A 13,137-nucleotide genomic window follows, 5' to 3' on the forward strand; every position below is an offset into this window, starting at 1 on the left:
CGTGCGCCACACACGTCAGGTTGAAGGCATCGACCCGAACTTTTCGTACCCACCCGTGGTGACCGAGGGAGGAATGCAAGGATGGCCCCGCCATGACTCCAGGCCGATGTTGTCGCGCGGTACGCGCTGCGGTGTTCGCAGCCACCTGCGTGCTGCTCGCTGCCCTCGGCCACATCCTCATGTCCGGAACTCCCGTCCCCTGGTGGGCCATGGCCGCCGCCTTCGCGGCGACTGCCGCCACGGCCTGGTTCCTCAGCGGCAGTGAACGCGGCATTCTCGCGGTGACCTCGACCATGGTTGTCGCCCAAGCGGCACTGCACACCGGGTTCTCCCTGGCTCAGACAGCGGTTCACCCCTCGGTGACCGACAGCCCGTCCTTCGCCCAGCAATGGGCCCAGTCTCTGCTCTGCGGTCCGAGCTCCACCTCGATCTCTCAGGCGGAAGCCGTACGCGTCGTTACCGATGCCGGGCTCGGGAGCCGCCTGCACCAGCCACCGCCCGGCATGACGGACATGACCATGCCGGGTGGAATGCACCATGCCCATGCCGGCATGCAAGCGATGACCGACCCCTCAACGGCCATGCCCACCGGGCATGGCACGGTGGGCATGTCGCCGGCCGGGATGCTGGCCGCCCACCTACTGGCAGCGCTGCTGTGCGGCCTCTGGCTCGCCTACGGAGAACGAGCCACTTTCCGCCTGCTGCGCACCTTCGCCGGGTGGATCATCGCGCCGCTGCGTCTGCTCTTCCGTCTGCCCGCACCGCCCCACCGGCCACGCATCCGGGCCCGCCGTGACCACCGGGTCCGCGTACCGCGGCAGCTCTTCCTCATCCACGCCCTCACATCGCGGGGTCCACCGTCCGGGATCGCTGTCATCTGACAGCCGGCTTCCCGACGCGCCGGTGTCCTTCACCGCACGCCTCGGGCACCGGCATCGCCCAGGGGCGATGCCGTACATCTCACCGGCCCGCGCACGCGCGGAGCCAGATCCCGGATCCCGGAAGGACATCAGGCGATGCCCCCTGCCCTGCCGCCACACAAAGCCACAACAACAGCCGACTACGGCACCTCACGTCATACCCATAGCGCCGACGAACCGGTGACACGACTGGCACTGGCCGCACGCGACGGCTCCCCCGACGCCGTCGACCGGTTCGTACGCGCCTTGCACCGCGACGTCTGGCGCTACGTGGCCTACCTCAGCGCCGACCCCCAAGCGGCCGATGACCTCACCCAGGACACGTTCTTGCGCGCACTCGGCAGTCTTCACCGGTTCGAGGGACGCTCATCCGCTCGTACCTGGCTACTCTCGATCGCCCGCCGCACTGTCGTGGACAGTCTTCGCCATGCCGCCGCTCGACCCAGAATCTCGGACCGGGACGACTGGCAGTCCGCCGCCGAGAGGACACAACCACGCGACGTACCCGGCTTCGAGGACGGAATCGCACTCGCCGAGCTCCTGGCGATCCTCCCGGCAGAACGCCGTGAATCGTTCGTGCTCACCCAACTCCTGGGACTCCCCTACGCGGAGGCCGCGGCAGCCATGGGGTGCCCCGTCGGCACCGTCCGCTCACGTGTGGCCCGTGCCCGCGGCTCGCTGCTCGGACTACTGAAGGACGCAGAGACCCTCGCCTCACACGCGGGGCCGGTACGACCGATCTCTTGTGGCCGAGTTCCGGCACTCCTCTCCACAGCCGCCTGAGAACTCAAAGACTGCACGCTCCACGGGGCGCTGGCGCAGAGACCAACCGCGCCAGCGCCCTCCAGCGCTGCCTTCCTCTGGACAACACCCACGCACGCGTTATCGCGGCGCCAGAGGAAACGACTCAGGGCTTTGCGGTTCGCCAAGCACGCCCACTGCGTGTGAACCGGGCCGCCGGCAGCCGCCACCTGCCTGCGCGAACTACGGACGAGCCGGACCCCGGCCTGACTGAGCGACCGCCGCGCGAAGCGACTTCATCCGGTCCGGGGCTACGGTGGACCGCCCCAGAAGTGAGCCCGAATAGAAGGCCAGAAGACTGCCCGGCGGCACCGCGCAGTGTGAACTCTCATAGCTGGCGCCGTGTCCCAATGACGGCCCGATCGGCATGTCCACCGATGTCACGGAGCCATTGGGCAGAGACAGCAGTGGCTCCGGCCATCCGGCGCTGGCCAGGGTGAGTTCGCAGGTGGCGGGATCGTACACCGCGTACATGCAGGACGGGCCCGGGTTCAGCACATCGCTTCCGCTTATGTGGTCGCTCGCAATGCGGGTGGCAACATCGTCGAGGTGCACCAGGAGTTCGTCGGGCGGCAGGTCGAGGTCGGCGAGGGTTGACACTGCGGTGCGGAACCGGCCCATGGTCACAGAGGCTTGCAGCCCGTGGTCGGGAACCTGGCCGATGACCAGACCGACGCGGGCACTGGAGAGGGGGATCACGTCGAACCAGGAGGCGTCGGATTTTCCAGGGAGATAGAAACAGCCGGAGCTGATGGCCGATACCTCTGGCAGCATCCGTGCAGAAGACTGCGCTGCAACGTGATCGCGGTGTTGTGCTCGCGAATGAAACGGCATGCGTTCTCGATCGCGAGCACTGTTCGCGCTGCCAGTTCGTTGGCCGGCGCAACGTCCTCGGTGTCGAAGCTCGCCGGATGTCTTTCGTCCCGGTAGAAGCAGACGATCCCCAGAGCCTTGCCGTAGATGGCGGAATTGCGCGGGCCGGCCCCGTGGCATCAGCTAACACCCGAGAATCGTGGTGCGCCACTCGGATGGAGGTACGTGAAACCCCCACCGATCCATCCGGTCGGATCGGTGAATACCTGAAGGTTCACGCCGAGAAGGCAGTGCCTGCCCAGGTAGTCGGCGCGTCCGCCCGGGCGCGGGTCGCACTCATCGAGGGTGGCGTGGCCGGCACGTGCTGGGTGGCCGCAGCACGGAAGGCCCAGGTCAGGCCGGGCGCGAGGCGGTCGGGGCCGGTCACCGCGTACACGAAGGCGTGGGCGATGCCCAATGCTGTTACGGAGGCCGGCAGAGCAATGTGGGCCAAGGCGTCGCGCTGAGACTCCGGTGGCGGAGTGAGCCATTCGGTGTATTTACTGAAACGGTACGTAGCCCAGCCGACGCACGGGCAAACGCGGCAGGTCTGGAAATGGTATGCATCCGTACCGGCAGTTGAGGCGCACTTGGCGATCGTCAACGTCGGCCAGGGAAATGGCACTCCGATTGACATCTGCTACGAGGACCACCGCAGCCTGCCGTACGAGAACACCGCCAGGCCGCTGCCTCCGTTGATCAAGACCTCACCCTCGTGACGGTGGAGGGAAGTCCGCACAACGTCGCCTGGACGCTCCCGGAGGTTGTCGACCCCGCGCTGCTGGAGTTCGTGAAGGGATGAGCGGCCTATGACGGGAGTTATCGGTACGGCCCGGCACCTGCGTGGTCTCCTGGCGGGGGCCGCCGCGGGCGCTGCCGGGACCACGGCCTTGAACACGGTCGGTTACCTGGACATGGCGATCCGAGGCCGAGGCGCGAGCGAGGCACCGGAGGTCACCGTGGAGCGGCTGTCGGAGGCCCTGCACGTTCCGATCGCGGGCGACGAGAACGTACGGGAGAACCGCGTCGAAGCCCTGGGCCCCCTCACCGGCACGGCAGCGGGTGTGGGCATGGGCGCCCTGCTCGGCCTTGCCCTCTCCTGCGGCTGGCGGCCAGGCAACGCGGTCCTGACCGCCACGGCGACCGTGGGGGCGCTGATCGGAACCAACGGCCCGATGACGGTGCTGGGCGTGACCGACCCGCGCACGTGGTCACACTCCGACTGGGTCGCCGACATCGTTCCGCATGTGACCTACGCGCTGGTCACCGTCGCCGTCGTCAGGGGTCTGGAACCCTGCCGGGCCGATCACACTGACCAGATCCGCAGGGGAGTGCGGCAATGCGGCGCCGTGTTCCGGCGCGCTCTGTGCGCATGACGGGCAGACGGAAGACGGCACGGGAAGCTTCTGCTCTCCGGCCTGTGATTCGGTGTCCTCCGCCCGCCAGGCGGACCTGGCCTCCGTACCCCTGGCGTTCCTGGTCGTTCGCCTGGCTGGTCACCCACCGCGTACACACGCTGTGGCGCGGTCCCCTGCCCCGTGTGCCTCGGTCTCGGAACCAGGCAGCAGTTGAGGTGTCGCGTACGCGCGGCTGATGCGCACGATTCATGACGCTGCAACAGCCGCCCGAGTACGCCGCCGATCCAGCCGCGGCGTCAAGCTGCCCCTGTGAGTGATCGTTGCCTCGGTACGCACCTCGGCCGTGCTGATCGCCCTCCCTGACCGCCCTGTACCTGCTGCCCGAACGGGTCCGGCTGGACTCCTCGGCCTGACCGCCATACGTACCGCGCCAGAACACTCCGGCGGCCTAACCCGGCTGGTCGGTGGCCCTGCGATGAAGCGAGTACTGCCACGCCAGGCGAGGCCGGCCAATCACTCCGATGCACGTGCTTTTCACCCGGTTGGGGGGTACTGCCGGGCCCGGAGGCGCCACTGCGTGAACGCTGAGGTGCTGTTGGCATCGAGGAAAGCGAGAACACCATGACCTCATTGGCGATCTCCGGCATATCGCGCGCGCACGTCACCGTGGCCGGATGTGCCCTGGTCCTGTGCACGACGACGGCAGTCCCGGCTGTCGCGGACGGCGACATTTCCGGCGCGAAACCCACGGTGGTTCTGGTGCACGGTGCGTTCGCCGATAATTCCAGCTGGGACGGGGTGATTTCGCGCCTTGAGCGCAGCGGCTACCCGGTGATCGCGCCCTCCAACCCGCTGCGCGGTCTGTACAACGACTCCACCTACATCGCCTCGGTGTTGGACAGCATCAAGGGCCCCGTCGTGCTGGTGGGCCACTCCTACGGCGGCGCCGTGATCAGCTCGGCCGCGGCCGGAAACCCCAAGGTGAAGTCGCTCGTGTACGTGTCGGCTCTGATGCCCGACGTGGGTGAGAGCGGCATGTCGCTGGCCGCGCGGTACCCCAGTGAACTGGGCACCGCCACCAAGTCCGTCCCGTTCCGGGAGAGCGGTCGCAGTGGGACCGACCTGTACCTCAAGCGCGACAAGGTCCACCAGGTCTTCGCCGCAGACCTGCCGGAGAGCGAGGCGAATCTGCTGGGGGCCACCCAGCGGCCCGTCGCCACGACCGCCTTCTCGGAGAAGGCCAAGGTCGCGGCCTGGAAGCAGATACCGTCCTGGGCGCTGGTAGGCCGACAGGACAAGACCATCAACCCGGATCAGGAACGCTTCCAGGCAAAGCGGGCCGGCTCGCACACGGTGGAGATCAACTCTTCACATGTGTCCCTGATCGCCCACCCCGAGGCGGTCGCCGACCTGATCCTCCAGGCGGCTGCGGCTCCCGACTCCGCCCGGCCGTCCCTGGCAGCCAGCGGATCCGCGAATGACGCACGTGCCAGGACCGTCCTGGCTCGTTTCGCCGGGGCTTCCCTGATCGTCGGCGCGGGAGCTGTTCTTCTCGGCCGCCGGCTGCGACGCGCCCGCCGCTGACGGCGGACGGGCTCGACCCACAGTCCCCTTGTGCGTTGTTTCAGCAGCGCCTCGGTTCCACGGGAGCGTGAAGGAGGCCGGTCGGCGAGGACCATGCACGCAGGTGCTGGACCGAAGGCCGTACGAGTGATCCGTACCGTTCCGCGAGCGTGACGGTTCTCGACCTGCCGTTACGCGGCATCCGCGCCGATGCGTATGGCATCGCCGATGGCACCCTGGGCCCACTGCGCCCTTACCGCACCGAGTACGAGTGGAAGGGAAGCCGACGATGACCGGCAAGCCGCCTTATCCCGTTCAACGCCGATACTGCCGTGCAGAAGGTCAGGCGGGCGAGGACGCCTGGAACACTCGCAACCCCGAGGCGGTTTCGCTCGCCTGCACCGAGGACAGCCGCTGGCGCAATCGCTCTGTCTTCATCAACGGGCGCAAGGAGATCGTCGACTTCCTCACGCACAAGTGGGAGAACGAACTCGAGTACCGGCTGATCAAGGAGCTGTGGTCGTTCGGCGGACATCGGATCACCGTCCGCTTCGCCTACGAGTACCGCACGGTCAACGACGACTGGTTCCGTGCCTACGGCAACGAAAACTGGGAGCTGAGCGACGACGGCCTCATGAGCGTTCGCCACACGAGCATCAATGAGCGTTTCCCAACCTCACGTTGATGCGTGGTGAAGGACGAGGATGGCCCTCACGATGTCGCTGATCTGGTTGGTGACGCAGCGGATCTTCCGCAGAAGACGCCAGCCCTTGAGGGTGGCTATGGCCTGTTCGCCGATGCATCGGATCTTGGCGTGGGTGCTGTTGTGACGGCGTTTCCACCTCTTCAGACGGCGGCCTCGGAACGGGACCCGGACGGGTTCGCCGGCCCCTTGATACGCCTCGTCCTCCCAGCACTTCAGGCCCGGTGCCGGGCGGCGGTCAAAGACGGCGTTCCGGACGCATCCGCAAGCCGAGATCATCGAATCCCTCCCGGGGATGGGCCCGATCCTTGGAGCGGAATTCGTTGTTTCGGCAGGGGATCTGGCGGCCTACGCCGACGCCGGCCACCTCGCCTCCGCCGCCGGACCGGTACCCGTGCCCCGGGACTCCGGGCGCCGGACCGGGAATCTGCACCGGCCCAAGCGCTACAGCCGCCGCCTGCTCCGAGTGTTCTACCTGTCCGCACAAACCAGCATCATCCGCGACGGCCCCAACCGGGATTTCTACCTCAAGAAGCGCGCCGAGGGATGCAAGCACGCCCAGGCTGTCATCGCCCTGGCCCGCCGACGCGCCAGCGTGCTATGAGCCCTCCTGCGCGACCACCGGGACTTCACCCCCACTCCACCGCTCGCACAGGTGGCCTGACTTCGTCATTGAAACTCCTGACAGACACGGGCGATCTTGGCCGAGAACCCGTCCACCAGGAGCTTCACCCGCCAGGCAACGCTCGTGCCCTTGTGGCAGGTTGGAAAAGAATTGCAGAGCTCAACCACGATCAGTTCCGTAGGATCGACGGTCATGGTTGATCTCTATCCTCCGACCAGCCCCTACGACCATGGTTTTCTCGAAGCCGGAGACGGCAACCGCATCTACTACGAACAGCTCGGCAACCCCGAAGGCAAGCCCGCCCTGAACGTCCACGGCGGCCCGGGGTCGGGCGCGCCGCAGCGGCCGACGAGGGCCTGGGATCCCGAGCGCTATCGCGTCATACGCTTCGACCAGCGCAACTGCGGGCGTAGTACTCCGCACGCCAGCGACCCGGCGGCGGACATGAGTCTCAACACCACGCAGCACCTGATCGACGACATGGAGCGGCTGCGCGAGCACTTCGGTATCGAGAGGTGGTTGCTGAACGGCGCCTCCTGGGGCTCGACGCTCATTCTGGCCTATGCGCAACAGCACCCCGAGCGGGTCAGTGAGATCGTCATCCAGGCGGTGACGATGACCCGCCGTACCGAGACCGACTGGCTCTACCGGGGCGCCGGACGCTTCTACCCCGAGGCATGGGACCGTTTCCGCGACGGCGCCCCTGAGGACGAGCGCGACGGCGACTTGCTGGCGGCCTACGCGCGGCTGATGGAGAACCCCGACCGGGCGATCCGGGAGAAGGCCGCTGCCGGCTGGCTCGCCTGGGAAGACGCGGTCATCTCGAACGAGCCCAACGGCGTGCCCGGCATGTACAGCAATAAGGAGGTCGACGCGCAGATAGCGTTCGTACGGATCTGTGCCCACTTCTTCGGCAACGGCGCGTGGCTGGAGGAGGATCAACTGCTGCGCAACGCACACAAGCTGGCCGGGATCCCGGCGGTGCTCGTCCACGGACGACACGACATGGGCAGCCCGGTACAGACGGCGTGGGAACTGGCGAAGGCGTGGCCAGACGCACGCCTCCACATCATCGAAGACGCAGGACACGCCGGAAGCGACGCGGCGAACCAGACAACCCGGGCGGCCATCGAGGAGTTCAAGAACGGGTGATCCTCAGGGCACATAAAGGAACGCGAACCTGGCCTTCGGGCCCCGCTCCGCGTAGCCGGCGAGCCTGGCCGCCAGTAACCGGCCCGAGACGGTGACTCGGCCCCGGACGCGGTTGGCCCACGGCTTCTGCTCCTACGTCTGACGGTTCGCCCGGGTCGAATCGATCGTATTGCACTGAGCAGATCGACGAACTCCCCTACTCACAACCCACCTACCAGCGGCTTCGCTCGCCTGTCAGCTCAACGCCCATGCCACTGCGGCAGATTGGAAAGGCTCACTGCAGATCGGGGAGCATGCGAGAGGACTGCGGAAATGCGAACCTACACGTCGTGTAGGTTCGCATTTCGCCCGTCCCTTTCTCATTGACGGTGGCCTTTGTCCGGCCCAAGGGACAGCACGGCAAGACGAACTCCCTTCCGATCATTCGCTCGTGATGGTGCTGATCCCGCTCTCGCTCTGTGCAGCGGTGCTCTCCGGCTTGAACGTGGAGATGTCTCAGCTGGTCGAGACTGGGGGTTCCGCTCCCCGCTCTTGCTGCTCAGGGGTGGGGCATGTCGCGTGTGGTTGGCGAGGTCTCGATGAGTCTTCGTCGTACGGACGGGAAGATCGACGAGGACCTGGATTGGTCGACGTCGGGCGTGGATGCCTTCGAGCCCTCGACACCGTGGCGTGCGTTCCGCTGGCGCTACGGACAAAGGCACTACTCGGGTACGCATTGGTCTTCCACCATGCGTTCCCATGTTGTCTACGAGTCACCGCTGGAGCTGACGCGCTTGCTTTACGCCGACTTCGACCAGGACGTGACAGCGGTCTTCGCCCAGCCGTTTCTCCTCTCCACCACCATGGACGGGCGCAGGCGCCGTCATGTCCCGTACTTTCTCGTGCTGCGTGAGAAGGACGCGCCGTTGGTCGTGGACGTCAAGCCGCGGCACCTGCTCACCCGGCCGAAGGTGAACTTCGCGCTCGACTGGGCACGCGAGGCCATCCTGTCGCGCGGCTGGGCGTCGAGAGCAGGGTCGAGCTGATCGAGGTGAGTTGGCCGCTGGTGACGTTCCGGTGGACTTATGTATTCGCTGCGGACGGCCAGGTGCTGACGTCGGACTCGACATTGCGCTTCCGTGAGCGGCAGGAGGTCGAGAGGCGGCCCGGCCCTTCAGGCGTGTGATCGAACTTCAACGGTACGTATGGGTTGCACACACCTGGCCGCACGGCCGTGTCAATCCTGAGACATTCCCGGCAAGGGTTGAGGGGCAGGAATCGTGTTGACCATGGTTCTGACGGAGAACACCCGCAGAGCCATTAAGCAAGGCAAGGAGTGTTCAGGATGAGTACGAACTGGAAGTTCGCCGTCACCGTCGCCGCGACTGCGCTGACGGGTGCTGCTGGTGCGGGAGTCGCGCAGGCTTCGCCCGCAACGGTCGGCAGCGTCGCCCCTTCGGCCTGCCGGCCGGCCAACCACACCGCGAAGATCACCGAGGCGCCCGCCAGCGCAGGGCACCACCACTACCGCGTGACGCTGACCGTGCCGCGCGGGTACGAGCCGTGCAAGCTGGCCGGTTCGCCAACCAACGTGCGGTTCTCGAACCGCGGTTCGGAGATCGGGGTCGCCGCTGGCCACTACGGCAACCAGGCAACCGTGGTGACCTTCGGCCCGGGCCACCCGGTGCACTTCGATATCCAGATTCCCAGCAGCGGCCGCAGCACCGCCGCGGGGGAGGCATCGTTCACGCTCCAGGCTCCGGACGGGGAGATCCCCGGCACGTCCGTCGCCCAGGGCAAGCTCAAGGTGGCCACCGGTACCCTCATCGGTCCGGTCCAGCGCGGCGCCTGACCTCCTCCCCCACCCCGGTGCGTCCCGCGGCAGTGTCACGGCGGCGGGACACACCGGGTCTTTCGTGTGCGGCGTACCGCCGAACGGCCTCAAACGTAACGTCTTCTCGTAAGTGGGCATCTTCATCTGGTCGGCGAGGCGATCCAGAAGAAACGCCCTGGTTGGCCCGCTATGCCAAGTAGAGCGCTCATCGCGGTGCGACGCGATGGTCGGTCTGACGGCTCGGAGCAACAGCCCTCTCAGTCGTCAGCGGCGACCAGGAGGGCGAGGGTGCCGGCGTGGCGGTCAGTGAGCACGAGCTCATGAAATTTGATGTGGATCGGGCCGTAGTCATGGTGTGCGTCCTCGGGGAGAGCTCCGAGTGCGTATCGGCTCGTCGCCTGATGGATGGGGGTGTAGACCGCCTCATGCAGCCTCGCGTCCAGATCTGGAGGAAGAGGTACACCGCTGGTCGCCCATGTGTGAAACCTGCCGGTCGCGCTCGACTCGTCGATGGCGCAATACGTGCCGGGAGTGATCCGGTCCGACCACCACTGACCGTGGCGCGGCTCGAGCCAGACGCCGGCTCCGTCGTACGTGTCTCTGAACTCCGGGTGGGCGATCAAGGCGGCCAGCAGGTCCTGGTCGGTCGGCGAGGCGTCCGGCAGGTGGAAGCGCTTGATGTGAACCCATCGGTATCCGTGGCCTCGTCCGTCCGGAAAGTCGAACTCCTTGAAGTTGATGAAGGAACTGTCCCAGTGAGTGAGCACATGCTGCATACCGAGCAGCATCACCCAGCGCCCCGTCTGAGTAAAACCGCAGGTCAGAACTGGCCACCGCTGTCCTGCGGCCAACCTGCGCCCACTCTGGCCAACCCTCACGCTCAGGGGCTTCCCAATGGAGAAGTCAAGCTTCGGAGCCTGTGTTGGGCCCGGTGGACCGCGTCCCGGTGGGACTGACGTTGGGCTCGCCCGCCCTCGCGATGGCTGCCCGGTAGGGGCTCCGTCCGCTTCAGTGCCGGACGGTGACGATGACCTTGCCGACCTGACCGTTGGCCTCCATGTGACGGTGGGCGTCAGCGATGGCGGACAGGTCGAAGGTGCGGTCAATCACGGGTGCGAGTGCGCCGGTGCGCAAGCCGGCGGTGATGAAGGCATGAGCCCGGGGGGTGCGATCGGGATCCTGGATGACGTGGTGGACGCCGTAACCGTGGACGTTCAGCGGCCAGTTCATGGGCAGCGGAGCAGGGCGTGGGTCGAGCCAGCCGTACACGATCAGCGCGCCGTCGCAGGCCACGAGTTGGGCGAGTTGGGTCAGGCCCGGGCCGCCGATCGAGTCGAACACGATGCGGGCGCCCTCCCCGCCGGTGATGTCCTTGACGCGGTCGGCCAGGTCGTCGTGGTCGGTCGCGATGACATGGGCGGCGCCTGTCCGTACCAGTTGCTCGGCCTTGGCCTCGGCGCGGGTCACGGCGATCGGTATGGCCCCGATCTGACCGGCGATCTGAATGGCGGCCGTGCCCACACTGCTGGACGCCGCGGTGATGAGTACGTGGTCGCCCGGCCGGGCCCGGCCGACCTCGATCAGCGCGCCGTAGGCGGTGAGATAGGACATCCACACAGCGGCCCCGGTTGGTGCGTCCATCCCCGCGGGCCGGGACAGCACCGCGCCCTCCCGCACGATGGCGCGGTCGGCGTAGATGCCATCCTCTGACATGCCGCCCTGCCGCTGTTTGCGCATGCCCACGTGTTCGCTCCGGCGTGGCGCCGGCCGCGGCACCCCGTCCATGCCGACGACGAAGGCGGCATGCGTCACTCCTCCCCGGATATTCATGTCGGGCGCGAGCCGGTGCGGCTCAACCGATACTCCACTTCTGGTTGTCCTGGCCTACGCACTGCCACAGTTGCAACCGGGCTCCGTCCCCTGTTCCGTGGTCCCTGACATCCACACACTTGTCGGCCGCCGGGTTGACCAGGTCGTGACTCTCGTTGAGCCGGAATTGCTGGGCGGGATTGCCATTGCAGCGTGCGAGCTGAATGGTGGTGCCGTCGCTCCAGCTCGCTTGGGCGACATCCATGCACATGCCCTTGATCCGCAGCGTGCCGTCGCCCGCGAACTGCCACTTCTGGCCGGCGGAGCCCGAACAGCTCCAGATCTGCAGAGCGACGCCGTCGTCGAACCGGCTGAAGGGGACATCGATGCAGCGTTGGGACTCGTGACTCTTCAGGGAGAGGGCAGCACCGAGGCTCACCTCACCGGCCCCCGTTGTCGTCGAGGCATCCTTGCTCACCTTCCGCGGGGCGCTGTTCTGCTTCCCGGCCTTCTCCTTGCTTGCCGTCCCGGCCTTGCTGTCGCTCTGGGATTCCTGCGCCTTGGCAGGGGTACTGGCGACTCGCGGCCGTTCAGTCGTGTTCGTACCGCTCTCCTTCTCCACGTTCCCGTCTCGCCGAGGTGTGGGAACGGCCGAGACGAACGCTCCGGGCGCCCCCGTCTCCTCGCCGCCGCCCAGCAGGGTGCCGGGCGCGTCACCCGCCTTCGCCTGGTGCGCGCTGTCGTGCTCGCCCATCAGGAGGAAGGGAACGGATATGAGGAGCGCGCCCGCGATGGCAGCCCCCGCCAGAGCAGCCTTGCCGGGCCGACCGGCCTGCTCGCTCTGGCGGGTCTCCTGGTCCGAAGTGGTGGTGACGAGCGTCGAGACGTCGTTCTGAGCGGCATGTGAAGCCCGCTGGCCGAGTCCGGTGGCATCGGCCTGATGCGCCGTCGCGGAAGCCGGATGCGACTCCTCGGCCTCCGTGTTGGCGTCCTTCTCGCCGCTCTTGCCTTCGGGACGCCTCGCACCACTGTTCTCCTGCTGCTGGGCTCCGCCGGTAGAAGCGGGAGAGGGGGAGGAGGCGGCTGACCGAGAGCTGGTGACGGAGCCCTCGCCCTCGGCAGACAGGCCCGCGGAGGCGGGCAGGGCCGACACTGCTGTGCTGCCCGGCGCCAGTGCGTGGGGGGTCGCCTCTTCCGCGCGGGGTGCCGACGTCTGCCGGTTCTCTGCTGAGGACGTCACGGGGTTCTCCCTGTGGTGTGGGGCCAAAGGGCCTGTTCGGATGGGTACGACGACACGTTTCAGGCGGTCGGATGGTATGAGACAGGTATCGATGGCTTCGCGCCCGCGGCGCACCGCGTCCGCCGTCGTACCGCACCCGGGGCTCAGCAAGTACGCGTACTTCGAACATCGCATGGACCAACGGCGAAGAGCGACCAGCCGTGGACAACGCAACAGGATCTGCGCAGGTTCCCGGTCTGCGGACTGAATGAAGCGCCGCCACCCCAAGCGCTCATCCGTTGGAGACCCCCGTAAACAGCTG

Annotated in this window: 13 protein-coding genes and 3 pseudogenes; 10 read left to right on the forward strand and 6 right to left on the reverse strand. The window is 67.0% G+C overall.

Annotation, left to right across the window (positions count from 1 at the left end; translation table 11 throughout):
• Nucleotides 1–92 precede the first annotated feature (92 nt).
• A complete protein-coding gene (locus ACGFU7_RS36515) occupies nt 93–881 on the forward strand; it encodes a hypothetical protein (RefSeq protein WP_393701807.1) in 789 nt (262 codons plus the stop codon).
• Nucleotides 882–1,016: 135 nt separating this feature from the next.
• Nucleotides 1,017–1,703 (forward strand): sigma-70 family RNA polymerase sigma factor, encoded by a 687-nt coding sequence (locus ACGFU7_RS36520; protein ID WP_393701809.1) that lies wholly within the window; start codon nt 1,017–1,019, stop codon nt 1,701–1,703.
• Nucleotides 1,704–1,904: 201 nt separating this feature from the next.
• Here ACGFU7_RS36520 and ACGFU7_RS36525 read toward each other — a convergent pair whose 3' ends face one another.
• Together ACGFU7_RS36525 and ACGFU7_RS36530 are read right to left on the reverse strand one after the other, a co-directional pair.
• A complete protein-coding gene (locus tag ACGFU7_RS36525) occupies nt 1,905–2,555 on the reverse strand; it encodes a PP2C family protein-serine/threonine phosphatase (protein WP_393701810.1) in 651 nt (216 codons plus the stop codon).
• Between the two features lie 253 nt (nt 2,556–2,808).
• Nucleotides 2,809–3,027, reverse strand: coding sequence for a hypothetical protein (locus ACGFU7_RS36530; RefSeq protein WP_393701812.1), 219 nt, complete (start codon nt 3,025–3,027; stop codon nt 2,809–2,811).
• 355 nt (nt 3,028–3,382) lie between these two features.
• Between ACGFU7_RS36530 and ACGFU7_RS36535 the strand changes: the two genes are divergently transcribed.
• The 3 genes from ACGFU7_RS36535 to ACGFU7_RS36545 all read left to right on the forward strand — a co-directional run bounded on the left by ACGFU7_RS36535 (nt 3,383) and on the right by ACGFU7_RS36545 (nt 6,179).
• Complete coding sequence (locus ACGFU7_RS36535; RefSeq protein ID WP_393701814.1) at nt 3,383–3,949, forward strand: hypothetical protein; 567 nt, start codon at nt 3,383–3,385, stop codon at nt 3,947–3,949.
• 603 nt (nt 3,950–4,552) lie between these two features.
• The gene (locus ACGFU7_RS36540; RefSeq protein ID WP_393701816.1) at nt 4,553–5,515 is read left to right on the forward strand and encodes an alpha/beta fold hydrolase; all 963 of its coding nucleotides are present in this window, start codon (nt 4,553–4,555) and stop codon (nt 5,513–5,515) included.
• Between the two features lie 268 nt (nt 5,516–5,783).
• Nucleotides 5,784–6,179: a DUF1348 family protein gene (locus ACGFU7_RS36545; RefSeq protein ID WP_393701817.1), complete on the forward strand. Its 396-nt coding sequence runs from the start codon at nt 5,784–5,786 to the stop codon at nt 6,177–6,179.
• Here the strand turns inward: ACGFU7_RS36545 and ACGFU7_RS36550 are convergent.
• Nucleotides 6,171–6,419 (reverse strand): annotated as a pseudogene (locus ACGFU7_RS36550) (transposase family protein); the annotation flags it as partial. The gene ACGFU7_RS36545 and the pseudogene ACGFU7_RS36550 overlap by 9 nt on opposite strands.
• A gap of 28 nt (nt 6,420–6,447) precedes the next feature.
• Here ACGFU7_RS36550 and ACGFU7_RS36555 point away from each other — a divergent pair.
• The 5 genes and pseudogenes from ACGFU7_RS36555 to ACGFU7_RS36575 form a co-directional block, all read left to right on the forward strand.
• Nucleotides 6,448–6,801: pseudogene (locus tag ACGFU7_RS36555) on the forward strand (transposase); the annotation flags it as partial.
• Between the two features lie 213 nt (nt 6,802–7,014).
• Nucleotides 7,015–7,974, forward strand: a complete 960-nt coding sequence (gene pip / locus ACGFU7_RS36560; RefSeq protein ID WP_393701918.1) for a prolyl aminopeptidase — start codon at nt 7,015–7,017, stop codon at nt 7,972–7,974.
• Nucleotides 7,975–8,552: 578 nt separating this feature from the next.
• Entirely contained in the window at nt 8,553–8,999 is a 447-nt protein-coding gene (locus ACGFU7_RS36565; RefSeq protein WP_393701919.1) for a TnsA-like heteromeric transposase endonuclease subunit, read from the forward strand.
• Nucleotides 8,978–9,112: pseudogene (locus ACGFU7_RS36570) on the forward strand (SAM-dependent methyltransferase); the annotation flags it as partial. The gene ACGFU7_RS36565 and the pseudogene ACGFU7_RS36570, both read left to right, overlap by 22 nt.
• Nucleotides 9,113–9,298: 186 nt before the next feature.
• Nucleotides 9,299–9,805, forward strand: coding sequence for a DUF4232 domain-containing protein (locus ACGFU7_RS36575; RefSeq protein ID WP_393701819.1), 507 nt, complete (start codon nt 9,299–9,301; stop codon nt 9,803–9,805).
• A gap of 239 nt (nt 9,806–10,044) precedes the next feature.
• On the opposite strand, the gene ACGFU7_RS36580 is transcribed toward ACGFU7_RS36575, so the two are convergent.
• The 3 genes from ACGFU7_RS36580 to ACGFU7_RS36590 all read right to left on the reverse strand — a co-directional run bounded on the left by ACGFU7_RS36580 (nt 10,045) and on the right by ACGFU7_RS36590 (nt 12,836).
• Entirely contained in the window at nt 10,045–10,563 is a 519-nt protein-coding gene (locus tag ACGFU7_RS36580; RefSeq protein ID WP_393701820.1) for a hypothetical protein, read from the reverse strand.
• Between the two features lie 232 nt (nt 10,564–10,795).
• Nucleotides 10,796–11,599, reverse strand: coding sequence for a zinc-binding dehydrogenase (locus ACGFU7_RS36585; RefSeq protein WP_393701822.1), 804 nt, complete (start codon nt 11,597–11,599; stop codon nt 10,796–10,798).
• Between the two features lie 40 nt (nt 11,600–11,639).
• Nucleotides 11,640–12,836: a ricin-type beta-trefoil lectin domain protein gene (locus ACGFU7_RS36590; RefSeq protein ID WP_393701824.1), complete on the reverse strand. Its 1,197-nt coding sequence runs from the start codon at nt 12,834–12,836 to the stop codon at nt 11,640–11,642.
• Nucleotides 12,837–13,137 lie beyond the last annotated feature (301 nt).

The organism is Streptomyces sp. NPDC048473 (genome assembly GCF_043200155.1).
Taxonomy (GTDB): Bacteria; Actinomycetota; Actinomycetes; order Streptomycetales; family Streptomycetaceae; genus Streptomyces.